19 protein-coding genes and 2 tRNA genes are annotated in these 22,838 nt (G+C 72.6%); 4 read left to right on the top strand and 17 right to left on the bottom strand.

Going from position 1 to position 22,838, the window contains the following annotated elements; genetic code table 11:
- Positions 1 to 13 precede the first annotated feature (13 nt).
- The 3 genes from AB0A69_RS00545 to leuS form a co-directional block, all read right to left on the bottom strand.
- Entirely contained in the window at positions 14 to 859 is an 846-nt protein-coding gene (locus tag AB0A69_RS00545; protein ID WP_361413606.1) for a DegV family protein, read from the bottom strand.
- Positions 860 to 926: 67 nt separating this feature from the next.
- Positions 927 to 1,718 carry a hypothetical protein gene (locus AB0A69_RS00540; RefSeq protein WP_361413603.1) on the bottom strand — a complete coding sequence of 264 codons (792 nt, stop codon included), beginning with the start codon at positions 1,716 to 1,718 and terminating at the stop codon, positions 927 to 929.
- Between the two features lie 137 nt (positions 1,719 to 1,855).
- Positions 1,856 to 4,768 (bottom strand): leucine--tRNA ligase, encoded by a 2,913-nt coding sequence (gene leuS, locus AB0A69_RS00535; protein ID WP_361413600.1) that lies wholly within the window; start codon positions 4,766 to 4,768, stop codon positions 1,856 to 1,858.
- 650 nt (positions 4,769 to 5,418) lie between these two features.
- Between leuS and AB0A69_RS00530 the strand changes: the two genes are divergently transcribed.
- Positions 5,419 to 6,759, top strand: coding sequence for a hypothetical protein (locus tag AB0A69_RS00530; RefSeq protein ID WP_361413597.1), 1,341 nt, complete (start codon positions 5,419 to 5,421; stop codon positions 6,757 to 6,759).
- Positions 6,756 to 8,348, top strand: coding sequence for an NADH-ubiquinone oxidoreductase-F iron-sulfur binding region domain-containing protein (locus tag AB0A69_RS00525; RefSeq protein WP_361413593.1), 1,593 nt, complete (start codon positions 6,756 to 6,758; stop codon positions 8,346 to 8,348). The genes AB0A69_RS00530 and AB0A69_RS00525 overlap by 4 nt, the downstream gene beginning before the upstream one ends.
- A gap of 53 nt (positions 8,349 to 8,401) precedes the next feature.
- On the opposite strand, the gene AB0A69_RS00520 is transcribed toward AB0A69_RS00525, so the two are convergent.
- Positions 8,402 to 8,474: transfer RNA gene (locus AB0A69_RS00520), tRNA-Ala, on the bottom strand.
- Positions 8,475 to 8,608: 134 nt separating this feature from the next.
- Between AB0A69_RS00520 and AB0A69_RS00515 the strand changes: the two genes are divergently transcribed.
- Entirely contained in the window at positions 8,609 to 9,892 is a 1,284-nt protein-coding gene (locus AB0A69_RS00515; RefSeq protein ID WP_361413591.1) for a glycosyltransferase 87 family protein, read from the top strand.
- Here the strand turns inward: AB0A69_RS00515 and AB0A69_RS00510 are convergent.
- From AB0A69_RS00510 to AB0A69_RS00480, 7 genes are all read right to left on the bottom strand, one after another.
- The gene (locus tag AB0A69_RS00510; RefSeq protein WP_010468484.1) at positions 9,871 to 10,104 is read right to left on the bottom strand and encodes a hypothetical protein; all 234 of its coding nucleotides are present in this window, start codon (positions 10,102 to 10,104) and stop codon (positions 9,871 to 9,873) included. The genes AB0A69_RS00515 and AB0A69_RS00510 overlap by 22 nt on opposite strands.
- A 574-nt stretch (positions 10,105 to 10,678) precedes the next feature.
- Positions 10,679 to 10,751, bottom strand: a tRNA-Ala gene (locus tag AB0A69_RS00505).
- Positions 10,752 to 10,869: 118 nt separating this feature from the next.
- Positions 10,870 to 11,523: a histidine phosphatase family protein gene (locus tag AB0A69_RS00500; protein WP_361415118.1), complete on the bottom strand. Its 654-nt coding sequence runs from the start codon at positions 11,521 to 11,523 to the stop codon at positions 10,870 to 10,872.
- Positions 11,520 to 11,957 carry a ribosome silencing factor gene (rsfS, locus tag AB0A69_RS00495; RefSeq protein ID WP_361413588.1) on the bottom strand — a complete coding sequence of 146 codons (438 nt, stop codon included), beginning with the start codon at positions 11,955 to 11,957 and terminating at the stop codon, positions 11,520 to 11,522. The genes AB0A69_RS00500 and rsfS overlap by 4 nt, the downstream gene beginning before the upstream one ends.
- Before the next feature lie 82 nt (positions 11,958 to 12,039).
- A complete protein-coding gene (locus tag AB0A69_RS00490) occupies positions 12,040 to 13,797 on the bottom strand; it encodes an LCP family protein (RefSeq protein WP_361413585.1) in 1,758 nt (585 codons plus the stop codon).
- Positions 13,798 to 13,816: 19 nt separating this feature from the next.
- Positions 13,817 to 14,437: a nicotinate-nucleotide adenylyltransferase gene (gene nadD / locus AB0A69_RS00485; protein ID WP_361413582.1), complete on the bottom strand. Its 621-nt coding sequence runs from the start codon at positions 14,435 to 14,437 to the stop codon at positions 13,817 to 13,819.
- Positions 14,438 to 14,489: 52 nt separating this feature from the next.
- Positions 14,490 to 14,651, bottom strand: a complete 162-nt coding sequence (locus tag AB0A69_RS00480; protein ID WP_361413579.1) for a hypothetical protein — start codon at positions 14,649 to 14,651, stop codon at positions 14,490 to 14,492.
- A gap of 224 nt (positions 14,652 to 14,875) precedes the next feature.
- Here AB0A69_RS00480 and AB0A69_RS00475 point away from each other — a divergent pair, with 224 nt between their 5' ends.
- The gene (locus AB0A69_RS00475) at positions 14,876 to 15,973 is read left to right on the top strand and encodes a M48 family metallopeptidase (protein WP_361413577.1); all 1,098 of its coding nucleotides are present in this window, start codon (positions 14,876 to 14,878) and stop codon (positions 15,971 to 15,973) included.
- A gap of 14 nt (positions 15,974 to 15,987) precedes the next feature.
- On the opposite strand, the gene AB0A69_RS00470 is transcribed toward AB0A69_RS00475, so the two are convergent.
- The 6 genes from AB0A69_RS00470 to AB0A69_RS00445 all read right to left on the bottom strand — a co-directional run bounded on the left by AB0A69_RS00470 (position 15,988) and on the right by AB0A69_RS00445 (position 22,829).
- Complete coding sequence (locus tag AB0A69_RS00470) at positions 15,988 to 17,061, bottom strand: hypothetical protein (protein WP_361413575.1); 1,074 nt, start codon at positions 17,059 to 17,061, stop codon at positions 15,988 to 15,990.
- Positions 17,062 to 17,124: 63 nt separating this feature from the next.
- Complete coding sequence (locus tag AB0A69_RS00465) at positions 17,125 to 17,718, bottom strand: hypothetical protein (RefSeq protein ID WP_361413572.1); 594 nt, start codon at positions 17,716 to 17,718, stop codon at positions 17,125 to 17,127.
- 68 nt (positions 17,719 to 17,786) lie between these two features.
- Positions 17,787 to 19,091 carry a glutamate-5-semialdehyde dehydrogenase gene (locus AB0A69_RS00460; RefSeq protein ID WP_361413569.1) on the bottom strand — a complete coding sequence of 435 codons (1,305 nt, stop codon included), beginning with the start codon at positions 19,089 to 19,091 and terminating at the stop codon, positions 17,787 to 17,789.
- Positions 19,092 to 19,353: 262 nt separating this feature from the next.
- On the bottom strand, positions 19,354 to 19,857 hold the full coding sequence (locus AB0A69_RS00455; protein ID WP_361413567.1) for a hypothetical protein: 504 nt from the start codon (positions 19,855 to 19,857) through the stop codon (positions 19,354 to 19,356).
- A gap of 123 nt (positions 19,858 to 19,980) precedes the next feature.
- Entirely contained in the window at positions 19,981 to 21,174 is a 1,194-nt protein-coding gene (proB, locus tag AB0A69_RS00450; RefSeq protein ID WP_361413564.1) for a glutamate 5-kinase, read from the bottom strand.
- A 371-nt stretch (positions 21,175 to 21,545) separates the two neighbouring features.
- Positions 21,546 to 22,829, bottom strand: coding sequence for a glycosyltransferase family 2 protein (locus tag AB0A69_RS00445; protein WP_361413561.1), 1,284 nt, complete (start codon positions 22,827 to 22,829; stop codon positions 21,546 to 21,548).
- Between the last annotated feature and the right edge of the window lie 9 nt (positions 22,830 to 22,838).

The following is a 22,838-nucleotide window of genomic DNA, read 5'->3' as shown; positions in this document are numbered from 1 at the left end:
CACCACGACGCCGTCACCACGACGAGACGACCACGCCCAGCAGCCCCGGCCCGGTGTGCGCACCGATCACCGCGCCCACCTCGCTGACATGCAGCTCGGCGAGGTCGGGGATCCGACGGCGCAGCCGGTCCGCCAGTGCGGCGGCCCGTTCCGGGGCCGCCAGATGGTGAACGGCGATGTCCACCCGGCTCGCGCCCGCCCGGTCGGCGGCGATCTCCTCCAACCTGGCGATGGCCTTCGACGCCGTGCGCACCTTCTCGCGCAGCTCGATCCGGCCGCCCTCCAGCTCCAGCAGCGGCTTGACGGCGAGCGCCGAGCCCAGCAGCGCCTGGGCCGCGCCGATGCGGCCGCCCCGGCGCAGGTAGTCGAGGGTGTCGACGTAGAAGTAGGCGGAGGTCCCGGCGGCCCGCTTCTCGGCGGCCGCGACCGCGTCGTCCAGCGTGCCGCCCGCCTCCGCCGCCTCGGCGGCCGCGAGTGCGCAGAAGCCGAGCGCCATGGCGACCATGCCGGTGTCGACCACCCGCACCGGCACCGGGGCGTCCTTCGCGGCCAGGACGGCCGCGTCGTACGTGCCCGAGAACTCGGCCGACAGGTGCAGGGAGACGATTCCGTCGGCGCCTCGCTCGGCGGCCGCCCGGTACGCTGCCGCGAACGTCTCGGGGCTCGGCCGAGAGGTGGTCACGGAGCGCCGCTTCTGCAGGGCGAGGGCGAGGGAGCGGGCCGAGATCTCGGTGCCCTCCTCGAGGGCCTGGTCGCCGAGTACGACGGTCAGCGGCACCGCTGCGATGCCGTGCCGCTCCATCGTCTGCGGCGGCAGGTAGGCCGTGGAATCGGTGACGATAGCGACATGGCGGGACATGAGCGGGAGGTTACCCGCAGGCGGGCGTCCCATGGCAGTCCGCCCCCGCCGCCGTGCTCGGTTCGGGTCAGTTCGTGGTCTCGGGTCGGGTGGACTTCTGCCATGAATAGGGGTGCGGCTGCCGGGGGTCGCGCGCCGTGATCGCCGGCCGCTCGCCCTGGCCCGACGCAGCGCCTCCGTTCGCCTGCGCCGGGGGCGCCTCCGGCCACGTCAGGTCGTCGCCACCGTCCGCACCGTCACCGGCGCCCCGGCCGTCCCGGCGGTCCGCACCGCGCCCGGTCTGCGCCGACGACGACTCCGCCGTCACCGGGGGCTCCGCCGACCAGTGCCGCAGCGCGCCCGCCTCGATGTCGATCTGGGCGCTCAGCGTCTCCAGCTCGTCGTCGGCGAACCTCCGCGCCCGGTCCCGGGCCGCCCACCGCAGGGAGTCGGCCGAGTCCGTGATCCGCTGCGTGCGCTCCCGCAGGCCCGGCAGCTGCTCCGCGACCCTGGACCGGTCCGGGTCCCGCTCCATGCGCCGCAGGTCCTCGTCCAGCTCGTGCCCGTGCGCGCTGAGCCGCCGGAACAGCTCCAGCGACTCCTTGACCGAGGCGTCCTCCCGCGCGGTCGCCTCCAGCGCCTCCTGGGTGGCACGCATCGAGGTGCGCAGCTTCAGCCGCAGCTGCGCCAGCTCGCCCACGACGCCGCCCTGCCCGTAGCTCTTGGCGCGCAGGGTGGTGTCCTCGACGGTGCGCCGCGCCTGGGTGATCGTGCGGTCGACGCCGCGCTTGACGCCCTTGACCACCTTGACGGACACGTACACGCCCAGCGCGACGAAGGCGACGAAGAGCAGCGCCAGGATCAGGATCGCGGCTTCCATGAAGTCCCCTCGGTTTCGGTGCCGGACGCTCGCGCCCGTGTTCCTCCACGGTAAACGGAACAGGCAGGTCGGGGGTTCCATCGAAACCCCCAACCTGCCCGTAAGGGAAACCACCCAGGCGTTATGCCCGGAACGCGCTACGCCGGGACGATGTTCACCAGCTTCGGCGCCCGCGCGATCACCTTGCGGATGTCCGCGCCGCCCAGCGCAGCGACGACCGCCGGGTCGGCCAGGGCCAGCGCCTCCAGCTCGGCGTCGGTGATCGACGGGGAGACCTCCAGCCGCGCCTTGACCTTGCCCTTGATCTGGACGACGCAGGTGACGGTCTCGTCCACGACGTACGCCGGGTCGGCCACCGGGAAGTCCTGGTGGACCACGGAGTCGGTGTGGCCCAGCCGGTGCCACAGCTCCTCGGCGATGTGCGGCGCCAGCGGGGCGACCAGCAGCACCAGCCGCTCGGCGACGGAACGCGACACCGGGGCGCCCGACTTGGTCAGGTGGTTGTTCAGCTCGGTGACCTTGGCGATCGCCGTGTTGAACCGCATCGCGGCCATGTCCTGGGACACGCCGTCGATGGCCTTGTGCAGGGCGCGCAGCGTGTCCTCGTCGGGCTCGGCGTCGACGACGGTGACCTCGCCGGTCGCCTCGTCCACGATGTTGCGCCACAGCCGCTGCAGCAGCCGGTACTGGCCCACCACCGCGCGCGTGTCCCAGGGGCGGGAGACGTCCAGCGGGCCCATGGCCATCTCGTACAGGCGCAGGGTGTCGGCGCCGTACTCGGCGCAGATCTCGTCCGGAGTGACGGCGTTCTTCAGGGACTTGCCCATCTTGCCCAGGACGCGGCTGACCTTCTCGCCCTGGTACCAGAAGGCGCCGTCCCGCTCCTCGACCTCGGCGGCCGGTACGGCGATGCCGCGCGCGTCCCGGTAGACGAAAGCCTGGATCATGCCCTGGTTGTACAGCTTGTGGAAGGGCTCGGCCGACGAGACGTGGCCCAGGTCGTACAGCACCTTGGACCAGAACCGCGCGTACAGCAGGTGCAGTACGGCGTGCTCGGCGCCGCCCACGTACAGGTCGACACCGCCGTGCGGCTGTCCCTCGCGCGGGCCCATCCAGTACTGCTCGATCGCCGGGTCGACCAGCGCCGAGTCGTTGTGCGGGTCCAGGTAGCGCAGCTCGTACCAGCAGGAACCGGCCCAGTTGGGCATGGTGTTGGTCTCGCGGCGGTACTTCTTCGGGCCGTCGCCCAGGTCCAGGGTGACGTTGACCCAGTCCTCGTTGCGCGACAGGGGCGTCTCGGGCTGCGTGTCGGCGTCGTCCGGGTCGAAGGTGCGCGGCGAGTAGTCGTCGACCTCGGGCAGCTCCAGCGGCAGCATCGACTCGGGCAGCGCGTGCGCCACGCCGTCCTCGTCGTAGACGATCGGGAAGGGCTCGCCCCAGTACCGCTGACGGCTGAACAGCCAGTCGCGCAGCCGGAAGTTGACGGTGCCCTCGCCGATGCCCTTCTCGGACAGCCACTCGGTGATGCGGGCCTTGGCCTCGACGACGCCCAGGCCGTCCAGCGAGACGTCGTCGTTCGACGAGTTGACGATCTTCGCGTCGTACGAGTCGAAGGCGTCGTCCCACGTGGACGGGTCGGTGCCGCGCTCGTCGGAGGGCTGGACGACACAGCGCATGGGCAGGTCGAAGGCGCGTGCGAAGGCGAAGTCACGGCTGTCGTGCGCCGGGACGGCCATGATGGCGCCGGTTCCGTAGCCCATCAGGACGTAGTCGGCGATGAAGACGGGGACCTGCTCGCCACTGACCGGGTTGGTGGCGTACGCGCCGGTGAAGACGCCGGTCTTCTCCTTGGCCTCGGCCTGGCGCTCGACGTCGGACTTGGCGGCGGCCTGCTTGCGGTAGGCGTCGACGGCCAGGGCCGGGGTCGCGTGACCGCCCGTCCACAGGGCGTGGGTGCCGGCCGGCCAGGCCTCCGGGACGATCTTGCCGACCAGCTCGTGCTCGGGCGCCAGCACCATGTAGGTGGCGCCGAACAGGGTGTCCGGGCGGGTGGTGAAGACGGTGATGGCGTCGTCGCCGACGGCGAAGTCGACGCGCGCGCCCTCGGAGCGGCCGATCCAGTTGCGCTGCTGCAGCTTGATGGCCTCGGGCCAGTCCAGGGCGTCCAGGTCGTCCAGCAGCCGGTCGGCGTAGGCGGTGATGCGCATGTTCCACTGGCGCAGCTTCGCCTTGAAGACCGGATAGTTGCCGCGCTCGGAGCGGCCGTCGGCCGTCACCTCCTCATTGGCCAGGACCGTGCCCAGGCCGGGGCACCAGTTGACCGGCGCGTCGGAGGCGTACGCCAGCCGGTAGCCGCTCAGGACGTCGGCGCGCTCGGCGGCGGTCAGCTCGCTCCACGATGGGGGTACCTCCCGCGCCGCCAGGCGCAGGGGGAGCGTGGAGCCGGGGACGGAGCCCGGTACGGCGCGCTCGCCGCTCTCGAACTGGGCGACCAGGTCGGCGATCGGGCGGGCCTTCTTCGCCTCCTCGTCGTACCAGGAGTTGAAGATCTGCAGGAAGATCCACTGGGTCCACTTGTAGTAGTCCGGGTCGATCGTCGCGAAGGACCGGCGCTTGTCGTGGCCCAGGCCCAGCCGGCGCAGCTGGACCTTCATGTTCTCGATGTTCGCCTCGGTCGACACACGCGGGTGGGTGCCGGTCTGGACGGCGTACTGCTCGGCCGGCAGGCCGAAGGCGTCGAAGCCCAGCGTGTGCAGGACGTTGTGACCGGTCATGCGCTGGTGGCGGGCGTAGACGTCGGTGGCGATGTAGCCCAGGGGGTGCCCGACGTGCAGGCCCGCGCCCGAGGGGTACGGGAACATGTCCATGATGAACTTCTTGGGGCGGGCGACGACGGCCGGGTCACCGGCCAGGTCCCCGCTCGGGTTCGGCGCCTCGTACGTGCCCTCGGCGTCCCAGAAGTCCTGCCAGCGTGCCTCGATGTCGGCGGCCATGGCCGCCGTGTAACGATGCGGGGCCGCCGCCTCGGCGGCGGAATTCGTCTCGCTCATGATCCTTAAAGCTCCATCGATCGTCTCTGCCACGAAATGAAAAATCCCCTCGCACAGGAGGGGACGCCGCGCCGATTCCGACCGGATTCATCAACCGTCGGGACTGATCAGCGCGGCTCGCTAAGCAGAAGGCGTACGGCACGCATGGCGCCAGGGTACCGCAGGGCCCGGACGGGCCGCACCGAGGTTCCGCCGTGTGGGCCCGTGCCCGGCGCGTGCCGCGCGGATGTCACGTGCGGTGGCGTACGGAGCCGTGCGCGTGCCGCACCGTGCCCCGCCCGTGCCGGGTGGGCGCCGCGTGGGTGCCGCACCCTGGCGGCCGTGCGCGTGCCGCACGGATCTCACGTGCGCTGCCGTACGGGTGCCGCGCGCGTGCCGCGTGGATCGTGCCGTACGGGTGCCGCGCGCGTGTCGTGAATGCCGCGGCCCGGCCACGGGAGCCGCTCCGGTTACTCCGCGTATCGACCCTATCCAGGGCAACCCCAGAGTCAGTTGCCGGTGATCCGAGCCATAAAGGCCCAAACCTCGTACTGGTTGGTATGCGTCGACCTAGCATGCGGCTCCGGGACCTCTTTTCCGCACCACTGGAGTCGCTCCCCATGAACCCTCATCGCAAAATCCGCTCATCGCCGCCCACACTGAAGGGCGGCATGAGCCGGCCGGTGCAGGGCGGGTTGTCCGTGGCGGCCGTGGTGCTCATACCCCTGCTCGCGGTGGGCGGCAGCGACAGCTTCCGCGCCGCGCTGGACTTCACCACGGGCGTGCTGTCCCTGGTGTCGCTCACCGCTTCCGTCGCATGGGGTCTGATCGCCACCGACCGGTTGCTCCTGTCCACCCGTCACCGGCTGCTCGCGCAGGCCGTCCACCGGAGCACCGCGGTCGCCTCCCTCGGCTTCCTCCTCCTGCACGCCACCGTCAAGGTCTCCCTGGGCCACACGCAGCTCATCGGGGCCCTCATCCCCTTCGGGCTCGGGCTGTCCGGCACGGCCGGGCTCATCGGCTTCGGGTCCCTGGCGGGCCTGCTGATGGTGATCGCCGCGTCCACCGGCGCCGCCCGGAGCGCCCTCGCCGGACGCGGCAGCATCGCGGCCCGCTGGCGGCCGCTGCACATGCTGGCGTACCCGGCCTGGTGCGCGGCGCTGATCCACGGCCTGTACGCGGGCCGCCCGGCAGCTTCCTGGGTGGTCACCATGTACTGCCTGGCGCTCGCGGGCGTCGCCGCGGCCGTGTCCGTACGGCTGCTGCCCCGGCCCGTGCAGGACCGCCTGGCGGCCCGCCTGCTGGCGCTGATAGGACCGGGCGCCGCGCAGCGGGACGCGGAGCCCGCCCGGCGCGACCTGTCGGTGTCGCCGCTGCCCGGCGCGGCGCCCGCCCCCGAACCGTCTCCTTCTCCGTCCCCCTCCCCGTTCCCCTCGCCCTCCCCGTCCTTCTCCCCCTCCGAACGCCCCTCCGTACGGCCTTCGGAACGCCTCTCCGACCGGCCCTTCGGCGGGCGACGCCGCGCGCAGCCGTCGCCCGCCTTCGACCCGCCGCCGTCCCGGGCTCCCCTTTACGACCCGGTCGCCGCGGAACGGCCGGCCGCGGGGGCCGGTCTCTCCGCCGGTTACCGCGCGGTCTCCCGCGGCAACGCGAGCGCCCCGGGTGCCCCGGCCGCCGCCCCTGATGTCCCGGGTATCCCAGGTATCCCGGATTTCGTCCCCGGCTTCTCCACCCAGGAGATCCCGCTGGCCGAGCGCATCCCCATGACGGAGGAACTGCCCGTCGTCCCCGACGAGCCCGCGACCCGCCCCGGGTACTGGCCCACCCCGTCGCCTCCGCCGCCCGCCCAGTCCCCCACCCCGCCCTCGTACCCCTCCCCCGCCCCCTCCTCCGTCTCGTACCCCTCCTCCCCCTCCCCCTCGTACAACAGCCCCACCGACCCCGCTCCCGGCCCGTTCCAGTACCCGCCGGCCGGTGAACCGTGGTCCGCACCCGCAGGAGACCGCCCGTGAACGCCCCGCTCCCCGACGTCCCCGAAGTCCGCGTCGTCGGCCTCCCGCACCTGACCCAGGGCTTCGACCTGGTCGAGCGGCTGGACCTGCAGATGCACCTCAAGGTGCACGGCCCGCTCGAACCGATACCCGGGGAGCGGCTGGCCCAGCTCGCCGAGGAGATCTCCCTGCGAGGACGGGGCGGCGCGGGCTTCCCGTTCGGCAAGAAGCTGCGCGCGGTCGCCAAGGCGGCGATACGGCGCGGGGTGCGGCCCGTCGTGGTGGTGAACGGCAGCGAGGGCGAACCGGCCTGCCGCAAGGACACGGTCCTGCTCAACCGCGCCCCGCACCTCATCCTGGACGGCGCCCTGCTGGCCGCCGAGGCGCTCGGCGCGCGCACCCTGATCGTCGCCGTGACCCGCAACTCCACGGAGATCTCCATCCGGGCCGCACTGGCGGAGCGCGGCCTGTCCGACCGGCGCGGACAGCAGCTGCGCGCGCGGGTGGTGCGTACTCCGGAACGGATGGTCTCCGGCGAGGCGTCCTCCGTGATCCGCGCGGCGGGCGGTGGTCCGGCGATCCCGCCGGGCCGCCGCGAGCGGGCCGCCGAGTCCGGGGTGGGCGGCGCGCCGACGCTGCTGTCGAACGCGGAGACGTTCGCGCAGCTGGCCGTCGCGGGGCGGATCGGCGCCCGCCGCTACGGCCACACCGGTCTGGAGAGCGAGCCCGGCACGGTGATGCTGACGATCTCCGGCGCGGTCGCCCGTCCCATGGTGGTGGAGGTCCCGACGGGTGTCCCGCTGCGGTACGTCCTGGAGCTGGCCGGTGCCCCTCCGCAGCCCCAGGGCGTCCTCACGGGCGGCTACCACGGCAACTGGATCGACGCGATGGCCGTGCACAACGCCGTCGTCTCACGCGAGTCCCTGGCGGCCGTGGGCGGCTCCCTCGGGGCGGGCGCGATCCTGCCGATCGGCCCGGAGACGTGTCCGCTGGGTGAGGCGCAGCGGGTGGCGAACTGGCTGGCGGCGGAGACGGCCGGCCAGTGCGGCCCGTGCCGACTGGGCCTGCCGGCCGCGGCGGGGGGCCTGTCGGACGTGCTGAACGGCGGCGGACCGGCCGCTCTGGAGGCGCTGCGCGAGGTGACACAGGCGGTGAAGGGCCGGGGCGTGTGCAAGCACCCCGACGGGTCGGCGCGCTTCTTCGGCTCGACGCTGTCGGCGTTCACGGACGATCTCGCCGCGCACGTGCTGCACGGCGGCTGCGGGCGTCCGACGATCGGCGTGCTGCCGCTGCCGGAGCCGGGCTACCAGGAGGCCGAGGAGTCCATCCCGAGCGGCGAGAAGCTGGCCGTGGACTGGACCCTGTGCAAGGGGCACGGGCTGTGCGCGGACATCGTGCCGGAGCTGATCCGGATGGGCCGGGACGGCTACCCGGTGCTCGCGGACGCGTCCGTGCCCGTGCACCTGCGCACGCGCGCGCAGCTGGCCGTACGCCGCTGTCCCGAACTGGCGCTGCGCCTGGAACGCTCCGAGGAGGACCGCGTCGGCCGTCAGGGCCGTCCGGCGCTGCCGAGCGCCGCCCGCAAGGCCCTGGGCAGCGGGCGGGGTTGACCGGAGACAGAGAAGCGGGCCATCCGATCCGGATGGCCCGCCTCTGGTGCTTGTGGAGCTAAGGAGAATTGAACTCCTGACCTCTTGCATGCCATGCAAGCGCTCTACCAACTGAGCTATAGCCCCTTGCGGTGTGTCGTTCGCTCCGTTTCCCTTGCGGGTTTCCCTCGCGGCGACACAGAGAACATTACACGGTCCCCCCGGTGGTTCACCAAATCCGTTTACGGCCGGAAGGGCTCCGGCCGGTAGCGTCGCCCCTCGTGACCGTGACCCTGAACTTGCGCGCCCGTCTGCGGGGCCTGCCCCTCCCCGCCGCGGTGGCGGCCTGCCTGCTGTCCTTCGTGGCCTTCTGGGTGGCGCAGCGCGCCGCCAACGTCACGATGCTGGACCTGTCGGTCTACCGGGCGGAGGGCGAGACCGTACTCGCGGGCGGCGACCTCTATGCGATGCGCGCCACATCGGCGAACCTGCCGACGACGTACCCGCCCTTCGCGGCGCTGCTGTTCACGCCGCTGACGCTGCTCGGCGTCCCGGAGATGCGCACCCTCGCCACCGCGGGGAACCTGCTCCTGCTGCTGGCCCTGGTGCGGCTGTCGCTGCGCCTGGTGGGCCGGGACCGGCCGGAGACGGCGCTGTGGGCGGCCGCGGTGCTGGTGTGGTGCGAGCCGGTGTGGACGACGCTGCGGTACGGGCAGATCAACCTGCTCATCGCGGTGGCGGTGCTGTGGGACCTGACCCGGCGGGAGAACAACCGGTGGGCCGGTGTGGGCATAGGCCTGGCCACGGCCGTCAAGCTGACGCCGGGGCTCTTCGTCGCCTTCCTGCTGCTGGTGGGGGTGGCACGCGCGCGTGCGCACGGCTGGGCGTGGAACGCGTGGCTGCGGCAGGCGGCGACGGCGACGGGGGTGTTCGCCGTGGTGACCGTGGCGTCCGCCGTGATCCTCCCGTACGACTCGCGCCGCTTCTGGACCGAGATGATCTTCGAGACCAGCCGGGTGGGGCGTAAGGAGGAGACGGCCAACCAGTCCCTGAGCGGGGTGCTGGCCCGGCTGCTGCACACCACCGACCCCGGGCACTGGTGGCTGGCCGCCGCGGTCCTGGTGGGGGTCGCCGGTCTGGCTGTGGCGGTGCTGGCCGCGCTGCGCGGGGACCGGCCGATGGCGGTGGTGGCGTGCGCGACGACGGCGCTGCTGGTGAGCCCGATCTCCTGGTCGCACCACTGGGTGTGGTGCGTGCCGATGCTGATCCTGCTGGCGACCCGCGTGAGTACGGCGTGGACGGCCGCCGTCGGGCTGGTCTTCGCGTCCTTCGCCCTGTGGTGGGTGCCTCACCAGCCCGCCCCCGTACGGCTCGAACTGCACCAGAACGCCGGGCAGATGCTGCTGTCCGGGCTCTACACCCTGGTGGGGCTGGGGCTGTTGGCGGCCTTCGCGGTACGCCTGGGCCTCGGCCGTCGCCGTCAGGCCGGCCAACCAGGCCGAGACGTCCGGGCTGTCCAGGCCGTGCAGCCGGTTCAGGCCGGTCAGGCCGTGGCGAAGGAGTAGAACCGCTTGAGGGTGCAGTGCTCGTCGAGCAGGCGCCCGTAGATGGGCTCCCCTTCGAGTTCCCGGTAGGTCTCGATGGGGTCGCCTTTTATGATCAGGGCCCGCGCGCACTCCTCGCACCAGTACTGGTACGCGGGGTTGACCGGGTCCATGTCGCGAACGATCGGCGTGCCGCTGCCGCACCAGTCGCATTTCCGCCTGTGCGCACCCATCAGTCAGCTCCAGCTGTGGCCGCAGGACGTGCACACATAGGACACTCCGCCGTTGTCACCGAGCATCTGGGCGACGTGGGAGGAGCCGCACGAGGGGCAACTGAGGCCAACGTTCGTCTGCGACGACGCGGCGAGCCGGGCAGTCGGTTCCTCGAAACTGCTAGCGGCCATCGCGCACTCCCTCCCGTCCGGACGTCGTCCCCCTCCGGCCGTCCGATTCTGCCATGGCCCCGCAAGGGGGGCAGCGGGGTCGGCGGACCGGGCCGGCGGCCGCTCCCATGATCGACGCGGTGGCCAGCGCCAGGGCGCATACCCACAGCGCCTCGGCTGACGCGTACGCCCCCGGCGCAGGGAAGCGGCTGAGGAAGAGTGTGCCAAAGGTCGCGACGCCGATCAGCCGTCCCAGGGGCGCCGAGGACCAGCAGCACCAATCCGTGAGCGAGATACGGATGACCTCGGTAGCGCTGTCGATCAACGGGACCGGGCGAGCGAGAAGCTGCGCGCATGGGCCGCCAGAGGAAGGCCCCGAAACGCAGGATCCCGCCCCCCAGGTGGGGACGGGATCCGGTGCTTGTGGAGCTAAGGAGAATTGAACTCCTGACCTCCTGCATGCCATGCAGGCGCTCTACCAACTGAGCTATAGCCCCTCGTGTTCTTCGCGCTCCGCGCTGCGAACAAGAAGAACTTTAGCCTGCCACCTGCCGGAAAGTGAAATCCGGGTCCGTGAGCGCCGTCGGGACCGCGTCGCGACTTCGTGGGCCGTCGTCAGTCGTCGTCGCCGAGGACCGGCTCGGGGAGCGTTCCGGCGTTGTGCTCCAGGAGCCGCCAGCCGCGGGCTCCCTCGCCCAGGACCGACCAGCAGCAGTTGGAGAGACCGCCGAGGCTCTCCCAGTGGCGCGCCTCCAGGCCGAGGAGCCGGCCGATGGTCGTGCGGATCGTGCCGCCGTGGCTGACCACGACGAGCGTGCCGTCCGTGGGCAGCTTCTCGACGTGCTCCAGGACCACCGGAGCGGCCCGGTCGGCGACCTCGGTCTCGAGCTCGCCGCCGCCGCGCCGCACCGGCTCGCCCCGCTTCCACGCGGCGTACTGCTCGCCGTACCGCCCGACGATCTCGTCGTGCGTCAGGCCCTGCCACTCGCCCGCGTACGTCTCACGGAGCGCGGAGTAGTGGCTGACCTGGTGGCCGGTGATCGCGGACAGCTCGCCGGCCGTGGCGGCCGCGCGCTTCAGGTCGGAGGCGATGATCGCGTCCGGCTGCAGCGCGGCGAGCAGCCTGGCGGCCCGGCGCGCCTGGGCGACGCCGGTCTCGGTGAGCTCGATGTCCGTGGAGCCCTGGAAGCGGCGTTCCAGGTTCCACGAGGTCTGGCCATGGCGCCAGAGGACTATGCGGCGGCCCCTGCCGCCCTTGGTGCCGCTCAGCTCAGCTCACCGTCCGCGCCCTCGGCGCCCATGAGCCGGGCGTGCTCCTCGGCCTTGCCGCGGGTCTTCACGGCGTCCTCGGGCAGCGGCAGCTCGGGGCAGTCCTTCCACAGCCGCTCCAGGGCGTAGAAGACCCGCTCCTCGCTGTGCTGTACGTGGACGACGATGTCGACGTAGTCGAGCAGGACCCAGCGGGCCTCGCGGTCGCCCTCACGGCGGACGGGCTTGGCGCCCAGCTCCTTGTTGAGCCGCTCCTCGATCTCGTCGACGATCGACTTGACCTGGCGGTCGTTGGGCGCGGAGGCGAGCAGGAAGGCGTCGGTGATCGACAGGACGTCGCTCACGTCGTAGGCGATGATGTCGTGCGCGAGCCGGTCGGCCGCCGCCTGGGCGGCGGTCGTCACGAGCTCGATGGAACGGTCAGTGGCGGTCACAAGCAGGCTTTCGTCGGCGGTCGGGAACACCCCCAGGGTCTCACGTACCGCCGACAGCCCGGCAAACGATTAGCTCACGCGCTCACTCGTAGTCCCGGCCGAGGACGACCGTGACGTCCGCGTTCGCCGCTGTCGTGCCCTTCTCGACCGCCTCGGCGGGCAGGCCCAGGGTCTTGGCGACCTCCACGGCCTTCGCCTTCTGGGCCGCATCACCGTAGATGACCTGCGAGGACGACACGGAGTCGGCCTTGCCGCCGTCGATGACGGCGTAGCCGCCGTTGACCAGGGCGATCCGGGCGCTCTCGGTGGCGTCCTCGTCACCCGACGCGTTCTTGACGCCCACGCGCACGGCGGAACCCTGTGCGGGTGCGGTGACCGAGCCGCCGAGGACGTCCTTGACCACGCTCCGCGCGGCCTCCTCGCTGAGCGTGCCGTCCTGCTGGACGGGGAGCAGCTCCGTCTTGTAGTCGCCGCCTTTGGCGTGCTCGGCGAGCTTGGCCAGCGAGGCGCCCAGGTCCTTCTCGGGCAGGGAGGGGTCGAGGATCTGCGCGAGCGTCTCCACGGTGACGGTGGCGGCCCGCGGGTCGTCCGACATCTTGCGCAGGACGCCGTACACGACCTGGCCGAACCGCTGGAGCTGCGCCGCCTCCGCCTCTCCCGCGCCGCGGTAGGTGGCGTACGCGACGGCCATGCGCCCGTTGAGCGTCTGGTTCTCGCCCTTCGGCACGAGGGGCGCTTCGCCCTTCTTGGCGGCGGGTACCTCGGTGTCGGTGGTGAGGTCGACGCCGCCGACGAGCTCGACGAGGTTCTCCAGGTAGGGCGTGTCGAGACGCCACGTACCGGAGATCTCCGTGCCGAGCAGCGCGCCGATGGCCTCGCGGGTACCGGCCGAGCCGTCTTCGTCGACGGACTTCGCGAGGGTGGTGGTGGTGCCGTCGTCGTGGGCGACGGAGAGGGCGTTCGGCAGCAGGACCGTGGTCCCCTGCTTGGTGGTGGCGTTGTCGACCAGGAGCGCGGTGGAGGTGTCGTCGCTCTTGGTGTTGTGCAGGTGGACGACGATCACGTCGCGCTTCTGCGGGCCGCCGCCGGCGGCGGTGCCGCCCTGCTTGGCCTCCTCGCCCCCGAGGCCGGGCAGGTTGCCCGAGGCCCAGAGGTAGCCCACGCCGCCGATGAGGGCGACGGTCAGGACGACGACCAGGGCGATGACCCGGTTGCGGCCCCGGCGACGGGCCTCCTCACGCCGCTCGGAGCGGCTCTCGGTGAACTTGAGCCAGTCGATGACGTCTTCGGAGTCCTCGTCCGGATCCTCGACGAAGGCGAACTGCTCGGTGCGGTACTCGCGGTCGGCCTCCCGCTCACCCTCCCGGTCGGGCGCGGGCGGCACCGGCCGGCGCGTGCCGGGTACGGAGGAGGGCGACGCGGTCGCCGCACGCTCCGGCCCGGGCTGCGGCTCGGGCGGGGACACCGGCTGGGGCTGGGGTTGGGGCTCGGCCTGCTGGGGGATCCACTGCCGGCCGGCGTCGTAACCGGTGCCGGTGTAGCCGTCGTACCCGTACCCCTGGGGTGCCTGGGGCATCTGGGCCGCCTGGTCCTGCGAGTAGCCCTGCGGGTAGCCGTCGTAGGACTCGTACCCGTAGCCCTGGCCCTGCGGCTGTCCCTGCTGCTGATACCCCTGCTGGTACTGCTGCTGCGGCACCTGCCCCTGCGCCTGCTGCTGCTGCGCGTAAGGGTCGTACTGCTGCTGGGCCTGCTGGTACACCGGCTGCCCGTACTCGTCGTAGCCGACGATCTGCGGCTGCGGCGGGTAGTACGGGTCGTACGGGTTCTGCTGGTCGTTCACCGGTGCCCCTCTCCGTGGCTCACTCGCCGCGGTACAACTGGCGCTTGTCGATGTAGCGCACCACGCCGTCGGGCACCAGGTACCAGACCGGATCGCCCGCCGCGACCCTCGCCCGGCAGTCCGAGGACGAGATGGCCAGCGCCGGCACCTCGACCAGGGTCACGCCGCCCTTGGGCAGCCCGTCGTCCGACAGGTCGTGGCCCGGGCGCGTCACCCCGATGAAGTGGGCGAGGGAGAAGAGCTCCTCGGCGTTGCGCCATCCCGGCATGATCTGGGAGAGCGCGTCCGCCCCGGTGATGAAGAAGAGGTCGGTGTCCTCGTTGAGGGCACGCAGTTCCCGCAGGGTGTCGATGGTGTACGTCGGTCCCGACCGGTCGATGTCGAGGCGGCTGACCGAGAACTGCGGGTTGGACGCCGTGGCGATGACCGTCATCAGATAGCGGTCCTCCGCCGGGGACACCGTCTTGTGGGTCTTCTGCCACGGCTGTCCGGTCGGTACGAACACCACCTCGTCCAGGTGGAACCGCGCGGCCACCTCGCTGGCGGCCACCAGGTGTCCGTGATGGATCGGGTCGAACGTCCCGCCCATCACGCCGAGTCGGCGTTTGCCGGGACTGGTAGGCACTTCCTGGTCTCCCATGCGTGCAGAGCCTACTGGCACGGCGGCGCACCCCGTCCCGGCGGCCCGGGGCTCAGCGGTCGCGGTTGAAACGCGTGGTGATCCACAGCAGCAGGAGGAGCGCGACGAGGGCACCGATACCGGTGAGGTAGGGGCTGAGGCTTTCGTGGTTGCCGCCGTGCTCGGAGCCCTCGGCGAGCGTGACGAGGGAGGCGGCGGTGCTGGCGATGCTCATCTTCGGAAGGCCTATCCATCGGGAATCGGAGCGGAGACTTCGCGCACATCGTATGCGGGCGCTGCGGGCACGCTCACGCCGACTCAGGCGTTGTCATCTTCCGGGCCGTCCCCCGCGTCTGAGTTCACAGTTATCCACAGGCCGCCTGCCCGAGGGCGCCAGCACCTACTCTGGGGTGCGTCAGGGGGACGAGGCGGGGCTCGTACGAAGAGGGGGCATCATCCATGGCAGACAGCAGTGCCGAAAACGTGCCGAGCAGGCAGCGCACGCGCTTTCCGGGCATCTCCTCGCGCGCATACGAACATCCGGCGGACCGCTCGGCGCTCGTCGCGCTGCGCAAGCTCAGCGGCTTCGACACCGTCTTCAAGGCCCTGAGCGGCCTGCTCCCGGAGCGCAGTCTGCGGCTGCTCTTCCTCTCCGACTCCGTGCGGGTGAGCGACGCGCAGTTCGCCCACCTCCACGCGATGCTGCGCGACGCCTGCTACATCCTGGACCTGGAGAAGGTCCCGTCGATGTACGTCACGCAGGACCCGAAGCCCAACGCCATGTGCATCGGCCTCGACGAGCCGATCATCGTGGTCACCACCGGGCTGGTGGAGCTCCTGGACGAGGAGGAGATGCGGGCGGTCATCGGCCACGAGGTGGGCCACGCCCTGTCGGGCCACTCGGTGTACCGCACGGTGCTGCTGTTCCTCACCGGCCTCGCGGTCAAGGTCGCCTGGATACCCCTGGGGAACGTGGCGATCATGGCGATCGTGACGGCGCTGCGGGAGTGGTTCCGCAAGTCGGAGCTCTCGGCGGACCGGGCCGGGCTGCTGGTCGGGCAGGACCTGCGGGCGTCGATGCGCGGCCTGATGAAGATCGCGGGTGGTAACCACCTGCACGAGATGAACGTGGACGCGTTCCTGGAGCAGGCCGAGGAGTACGAGGCCGGGGGCGATCTGCGCGACTCGGTGCTGAAGATCCTCAACGTGCTGCCGCGCTCCCACCCGTTCACCACGGTCCGGGCGGCCGAGCTGAAGAAGTGGGCGGAGAGCCGCGACTACCAGCGGATCATGGACGGGCACTACCCGCGGCGCGCGGACGACAAGGACACCTCCGTCACGGACTCCTTCCGCGAGTCGGCGTCCCACTACGCCGAGTCGGTGCGCACCAGCAAGGACCCGCTGATGAAGCTGGTCGGGGACATAGCCGGCGGCGCCGGTGACCTGGGCGGGAAGCTCCGCGACCGGTTCACCGGCGGAAATGGCGGCAACGGAGCCGATGGCGGCAGCGCGGGAAGCGGCGGGGGTACGGCGGGCGGCGAGCGCGGCGGCGCCTGAGCCGGCCGCCGGGTTCAGCCGGTCGGCTGGGCGTGGGGGGCCAGGGTGCCGCAGAGCGGGGTGGCGGCGCGGTCCCTGGCGTACGGATCGGTGACCGCGGGGCCCTCCGTGGTGGCGCTCCGGCCGGCCAGCAGCGGTCGCATCGCGCCCGCCGCGTCGGCCGAGCAGGACTGCGGTCCCGCCAGCACGTGGCTGCTCACCAGCTCGGTGCGGTGCATCCGCAGGTCCTCGCGGTCGAAGCGGAAGCGCAGCTCGCGCCGGACGGTGAAGAGGGAGGCGGCGGCCGTGTCGCCGTCCGCCGCGGCCGGGCGGAGCGCGTAGACGAAGGTGTGGTCCGTCGTCACCTCCAGGGCGTCGGACAGCCCCTCGGTCACGCGGATGGTGCCGCGTGCGCGTACGGCGGTGGTCGCCAGGGCCACCTCGTCCGGGTCGAACCGCACCAGCCAGCCGGTCGCCGCGTGCCGCCCATCGTCGGCCGGCGACGTGACGCTGCGGTCGAACTGCGCCAGCTGGTCGGGGTCGAGCAGCAGCCGCACCGGCCGGACGGAGCCTCCTGTCAGGACGTCCGGGGTGAGCGCCGACCGCACCAGGTAGTCCTGCACAGTGTGCAGCGCGGCCACCACCTGGCTCTCCGTGAAGTGGGTGGTACGCCGCGCCGAGGGCAGGGCGACACCGGCGGCGCCGGTGTGGAACGCGGCGGCGGGGCTGCGCGCGTACAGGTCGTCGGGGTCGCCGCCCGGGACCGCGCCCCGCGGGGCCAGCGGGACGATCGTGCTGCGCAGGGGCTCGGCGGGCCGGTCGGGCAGTGGCTGGAAGGGGCGGGCGCCCGCGTAGATGGCGGCGGCGAAGGCCAGGGCGACGACCAGGACGAGGGCGAGCGCGCCGGGGCGGGAGCCGCCGCGTGGCCGCCAGGCGGGGCGGCGGCGTACGGCCTCGGTGTGCTCGGCCAGGCGCTCCCGCGCGGAGTACTCCTGGAGTCGGGCAGCGCGGACGAACGACTCGTCGAAGACGACGGATCGGTACTCGTCCTCGCCACCGCCAGGGAGCCCCTCGGGCGCCCCCTCGGGCGGGTCGCCACTCCGTGCCATACCTTCAGGGTAGGTCGGCGGGACCTCCCGTAAACGCGCCCCGGGAGGGCGCTCAGGGCGGTTTCAGGGCGTGTGCGGTGCCGCCGGGAGAGGTGCCGGGGCGGTGCGGGCGGCGGAGGCCGACGGGGCGGACGCGGTCGCGTGCGGCTCGTCGGAGCCGGTCCTCCCGGTCACGCCGGTCGCGCCGGTCGTCGCCGGGGCCGGGACCTGGTCGTCGCGGCTGCCGGAGGCGCCCCGGTACACGGCCGCGAAGGCGAGGGCGACCATGCCGACGCCCAGGAGCACGGCCAGGACCCAGGCCACCGGGCGGTGCCAGCGGGCGCTGGGCCGGTAGGGGCGCAGGGTGCCGCCGTGCGGGCCGTACGGTCCCTGGCAGTGGCCCCGGCAGCGGTCGTCGCCGTCGCCGTACTCGCCTTCGCAGCCGCAGGCGGGGGCGGGCCCGTACGCGCCGTCGGCGTTGCCGTCGGTGTCAGTGGAGGCGGCACGGGCTTGGGCGGCGGCCAAGAGCCGCTCGACGGCGGTCGGTTCGTGGAATGCGGCGGCCCGTACGAAGTCCTCGTCGAACACCACGGAGGCGAAGTCCTGGTCCGCGCCCCCGCGGTCGTCGTCGGGCTCCCAGCCGTCCTGGAACGGCTTGCCCCCCACGTCGTCCGGCACGCCTTCAGGGTAGTCGCGGGAGGGCGGTTTGGGCAGGGAGAGTGCGAAACCTCCCTGCCCTCGCACCACTACCGGGTGTGGCCGTCGCCCGTGACGATGTACTTCGTCGACGTCAGCTCCGGCAGGCCCATGGGGCCGCGGGCGTGCAGCTTCTGCGTCGAGATGCCGATCTCGGCGCCGAAGCCGAACTGACCGCCGTCCGTGAAGCGCGTGGAGGCGTTCACGGCGACCGTCGTCGAGTCCACCAGCTGGGTGAAGCGGCGGGCCGCGGCCTGCGAGGTGGTGACGATCGCCTCGGTGTGACCGGAGGACCAGAGCCGGATGTGCGCCACGGCGGCCTCCAGCGAGTCGACGACGGCCGCGGCGATGTCGTACGAGAGGTACTCGGTCTCCCAGTCCTCCGGCGTGGCCGCCACGACGGTGGCCTTGGAGCCGTCGCCGTACGAGACGACCCGCTCGTCGCCGTGGACGGTGACGCCCGCCTCGGCGAGGGCCTCCAGGGCGCGCGGCAGGAAGGCGTCGGCGATGTCGCGGTGGACGAGGAGCGTCTCGGCGGCGTTGCAGACGCTGGGCCGCTGCGCCTTGGAGTTGATCAGGATGTCGACGGCCATGTCGAGGTCGGCCTGGGCGTCGACGTAGACGTGGCAGTTGCCGGTGCCGGTCTCGATGACCGGGACGGTGGACTCCTCGACGACGGTGCGGATCAGCGAGGCGCCGCCGCGCGGGATCAGGACGTCGACCAGGCCGCGGGCGCGCATCAGCTCCCGTACCGAGTCGCGCGACTCGCCGGGCACCAGCTGCACGGCGTCGGCGGGGAGCCCGGCGCCGCCGACGGCGTCGCGCAGGACGCGGACGAGGGCGGTGTTCGAGGAGTACGCGGAGGAGGAGCCGCGCAGCAGTACGGCGTTGCCGGACTTCAGGCACAGGGCCGCGGCGTCGACGGTCACGTTGGGCCGGGCCTCGTAGATGATGCCGACGACGCCGAGCGGGACGCGGACCTGGCGCAGGTCGATGCCGTTGGGGAGGGTCGAGCCGCGCACCACCTCGCCGACCGGGTCGGGCAGCGCGGCGACGTCGCGGACGTCCGCGGCGATGGCCCGGACGCGCTCCGGGGTGAGCGTGAGCCGGTCGATGATCGACTCGCTGGTCCCGGCCTCGCGGGCGCGCGCCACGTCCTCGGCGTTCGCCTCGACGATCTCGTTGGTGCGGACCTCCAGCGCGTCCGCCATGGCGAGCAGCGCGTCGTCCTTCGTCGCGCGCGGCAGCGGCGCGATGTCGGCGGCGGCCGCGCGGGCCCGGTAGGCGGCGCGGACGACCGGCGACATGTCGTCGAACGGCGTGATGGAGGGGGTGGGGGCGGAGTGCGAGGTCATGCCCGCAGGGTAATGCGCGGAGGGCGGGCATCCGTCACATATCCCGCACTGCGAGACGCCCGTCTCGGAATCGTCCCCCGGCGAACCGGCGCGCGCGAACCGGCGCGCGTCGACCAGCCGGCCCGCAGCAACCGGCGACAGGCGGCGACAGGCCCACGGCGACCATCCAGCGGTCGGCCACGGCGACCACCCCGCAGCAGCCGGCCCGCAGCGACCGGCCCACGGCGACCGCCCCTCGGGACCGGCCCGCCGCGAGCACCGGTCAGTACGGGTGGACGCCGACGGGAGCCGCCGGTGGCGGGCCGTACCCCTCCGCGATCCGCAGGTGGTAGGTCTCCCGGTCGATGACCTCGAGGCCGACGATCTCCCAGGGCGGCAGCTTGGCGCTCTGCCGGTGCTCACCCCACAGCCGCAGGGCCACCGCGGCGGCGTCGTGCAGGTCGCGGGCCTCTTCCCAGTACCGGATCTCGGCGTGGTCGTTGGCGTATCTGCTGGTCAGCAGGAACGGGTGGTCGTGCGCGAGCTGCTCCAGGGCCCGCCTGACCTCCGCCAGTGGCGCCTCCTGGCCCGAGACGCTGAGGGTGATGTGCCAGAGCTTCGACACCTGGCGGTCCCGGGGCTGCCGGTCGGGCTCGCGGACGGCCTCCGCGTCGCTGACGGCGGCGTCACCGAGCCCGGCGTCGGCGAAATCGGCCCCGGCCTCGACACTCGTCAGGGCGCGTTCGGTCGTCCCTCGGGGCAGTGCCCCCGGGCGCGCTCGTCTCACCGGCGGCCTCCTGTTGATGCGTTCTCGTGCTGTCACCCCGCTTACCCCCCGACACAAAGTTGACCAGTCCTGAGCGGAACGTGGGGCTGTTTTGGTGAAGGTCTCCGGCGGATGGCGGGACTTTCAGCCGTTCTGGGGCTGGAGGACGACCAGATCGTCCCTGTGTACGACTTCTCTCTCGTATGCCGGACCCAGCTCCTTCGCGAGCTCTCGGGTGGAACGTCCCAGCAGCTGCGGCATCTCCTTGGCGTCGAAGTTCACCAGCCCGCGGGCGACGGCCCGGCCCGCGGCGTCGCGGAGCTCGACGGGGTCGCCGGCCGCGAAGTCGCCCTCGAAGCCCGCGATACCGGCCGGGAGCAGCGACTTCTTGCCCTGCACCACGGCGCGTACGGCGCCCTCGTCGAGGAGCAGCGCACCCTGCGGGGTCGAGGCGTGGGCGAGCCACAGCAGCCGGTTCGCCGAGCGCCGGCCGGTGCGCCGGAAGTACGTGCCGGTGTCGCGGCCCGCGAGGGCGTCGGCGGCCCGGCTGGCGGAGGTCAGAACGACGGGGATGCCCGCGGCGGCGGCGATCCGGGCCGCCTCCACCTTGGTCACCATGCCGCCGGTGCCGACGCCCGCCTTGCCCGCGGAACCGATCTCCACGCCTTCCAGGTCCTCCGGTCCGCGCACCTCCTCGATCCGCGAGGTTCCGGGCTTCGACGGATCACCGTCGTACAGCCCGTCCACGTCGGAGAGCAGGACCAGCAGGTCGGCGCGGACGAGGTGGGCGACGAGCGCGGCGAGGCGGTCGTTGTCGCCGAACCGGATCTCGTCCGTGGCGACGGTGTCGTTCTCGTTGACGACCGGTACGGCACCCATCGCGAGGAGCTGGTCCAGGGTGCGGTAGGCGTTGCGGTAGTGGGCGCGGCGGCTGGTGTCGTCGGTGGTGAGCAGCACCTGGCCGACGCGTACGCCGTAGCGGGCGAAGGAGGCGGTGTAGCGGGCGACGAGCAGGCCCTGTCCGACGCTGGCGGCGGCCTGCTGGCGGGCCAGGTCCTTGGGGCGGCGGGCGAGGCCGAGGGGTGCGAGGCCGGCGGCGATGGCGCCGGAGGAGACCAGGACGATCTCCTTTTCGCCCACCCGTCGCCCACCACCACCCTCAACCGAGGCCCTTCGGGCCGCCCCTCTTGATTCGCTGCGGACCTTGGCGAGTACGTCGACGAGGGCGTCGACGCGGTCGGCGTCGAGGCCGCCGGACGCGGTGGTCAGGGACGAGGAGCCGACCTTGACGACGATCCTGCGGGCTTCCGTTACGTACTGCCTTGCCACTGCTGTCACGTGGGGAAATCTATGCCAGGGGCGGTGGTCGGCGCGCGCGTGTTTCAGCGCGTGGACAGCGCACTGGACACGCCGCCGCCGCACCGGGCCCTTCTCCGTGCGGGCACCCGACCCCGCCGGGGGCGGGCGCGCGGGCCCCTCTCCGCGCGGGCGCGCGGGCGCTGCTGGGGCGCCGGGCTCGAGCCGGCGCGAAAGCGGCCGAATCCGATCCCCTCGGCGTACGCGTCACCCGCGCGCGTGCCCCCGCGCAGCCGAACCCCTCCGCCCGATGGCCGCCCGCCCGCCCGCCCGGCCGCCGCGCCCAAGCGCCGCGCGCAGCCGGGTCCCGCGCGTGGCCGCCCGCCCGTCCGCTCCCCGCCCGCGCCCGGCCGTCACGCCACCTCTCGGGCCGCCTCTCCGGGAGTCGCCGTGCGCGGCGTACCGGTGGTGGCGCGCGGGCCGCGCAGGTGCAGGCGGCGCAGGGCGGTGCCCGCGAGGCGCCGGGTCCGGCGGTAGGCGCGGCGCAGGATGCGGCGGGCGGCCGCGTGGACGGCGGCGCGCGGGCCCCCGGCGCCGCGAAGCTCGTACGCGGCGTCGGGGATGCCCGCCACCGGGTCGCGGAAGTGCGGGTACGCCAGGTACGCGCGGCCCCAGCGGCGCACGCGCTCCGGAGGCGTGCCCGCCTTCAGGTACGCGACCACCTCCCGCAGCGCCTCCGGCTTGTTCAGCGCCACGCAGGTCAGCCGCAGCCGGTCCTCGGGTTTGAGCCGGCGCGCGACACCCGGTGTCCAGTACGCGGCCATCAGCGGCGCCGCCAGCTCCATCTTGTGGCGCAGCACCTCGGGCGACTGCTTGAGCAGCACCGGTCCGAACTGCGGCAGCAGCGTGACGATGAACGGTCGCAGCATCAGCAGGTCGCGCTTCCGGCCCTTCGGCACCAGCCGGGCGATCAGCTCCATCAGGGCCTTCGCCGAGTCGAAGCGCAGGGTGTAACTCCCGCTCTTCGTCACGTGCTTGCCGTCCTCGCGGCCCACCAGGTAGTAGCAGACGTAGTCGGCGACCACCGAGACGCCGTTGCCGCGCAGGTACGCCTCCAGCGTGAACAGCGCGTCCTCGCCCGTACGCAGCGACTCGTCGAAGCGCATACCGTGGCGCATCAGCAGTTCCCGCCGGAAGAGTTTCTGGGCGCTGAGCGTGTACTTGACGTTGGAGGTGAAGATGTCGGCGCGTTCGACGGTACGGCCCCACATCGACTTGGCGGCGTTGCGGTTGACTCCGACGGTCTTGCCGAGCACCACGTCCGTGCCCGCCCTGTCGGCCATCGCGACGAGCCGCTCCAGGGCCTCCTCGCCGAGGTAGTCGTCGGCGTCGAGGAAGAAGACGTACCGGCCGCGGGCCAGTTTCAGCCCGGTGTTGCGCGGGCCGCTGGGGCCACCGGAGTTGGCCTGCCGGACGACCCTCGTCGGCACGGCCGACCGGGCGGCGAACTCCTCCAGGTACTCGCCGGTGCCGTCCGTCGAGCCGTCGTCGACGGCGATGATCTCCATGCGCTCCGGGCCGATGGTCTGCGCCTCGGCCGAGTCCAGGCACTTGACCAGGTACGGCATGGCTTCGTAGGCCCCGATGATCACGCTGACATCGGGGGTGACGGAAGCGTCGGGAGTGGTCTCAGGCATCGGCACCCA

The organism is Streptomyces sp. NPDC045431 (assembly GCF_040646655.1).
In the GTDB taxonomy this organism is placed as follows: domain Bacteria; phylum Actinomycetota; class Actinomycetes; order Streptomycetales; family Streptomycetaceae; genus Streptomyces.
This window is presented reverse-complemented; position numbering and strand designations above follow the sequence as displayed.

Coding starts and splice junctions, on each gene's coding strand:
- AB0A69_RS00545 (WP_361413606.1), bottom strand. CDS start 859: ATGTCCCGCCATGTCGCTATCGTCACCGATTCCACGGCCTACCTGCCG.
- AB0A69_RS00540 (WP_361413603.1), bottom strand. CDS start 1,718: ATGGAAGCCGCGATCCTGATCCTGGCGCTGCTCTTCGTCGCCTTCGTC.
- leuS (WP_361413600.1), bottom strand. CDS start 4,768: ATGAGCGAGACGAATTCCGCCGCCGAGGCGGCGGCCCCGCATCGTTAC.
- AB0A69_RS00530 (WP_361413597.1), top strand. CDS start 5,419: ATGAGCCGGCCGGTGCAGGGCGGGTTGTCCGTGGCGGCCGTGGTGCTC.
- AB0A69_RS00510 (WP_010468484.1), bottom strand. CDS start 10,104: ATGGGTGCGCACAGGCGGAAATGCGACTGGTGCGGCAGCGGCACGCCG.
- nadD (WP_361413582.1), bottom strand. CDS start 14,437: ATGGGAGACCAGGAAGTGCCTACCAGTCCCGGCAAACGCCGACTCGGC.
- AB0A69_RS00480 (WP_361413579.1), bottom strand. CDS start 14,651: ATGAGCATCGCCAGCACCGCCGCCTCCCTCGTCACGCTCGCCGAGGGC.
- AB0A69_RS00475 (WP_361413577.1), top strand. CDS start 14,876: ATGGCAGACAGCAGTGCCGAAAACGTGCCGAGCAGGCAGCGCACGCGC.
- AB0A69_RS00470 (WP_361413575.1), bottom strand. CDS start 17,061: ATGGCACGGAGTGGCGACCCGCCCGAGGGGGCGCCCGAGGGGCTCCCT.
- AB0A69_RS00460 (WP_361413569.1), bottom strand. CDS start 19,091: ATGACCTCGCACTCCGCCCCCACCCCCTCCATCACGCCGTTCGACGAC.
- AB0A69_RS00445 (WP_361413561.1), bottom strand. CDS start 22,829: ATGCCTGAGACCACTCCCGACGCTTCCGTCACCCCCGATGTCAGCGTG.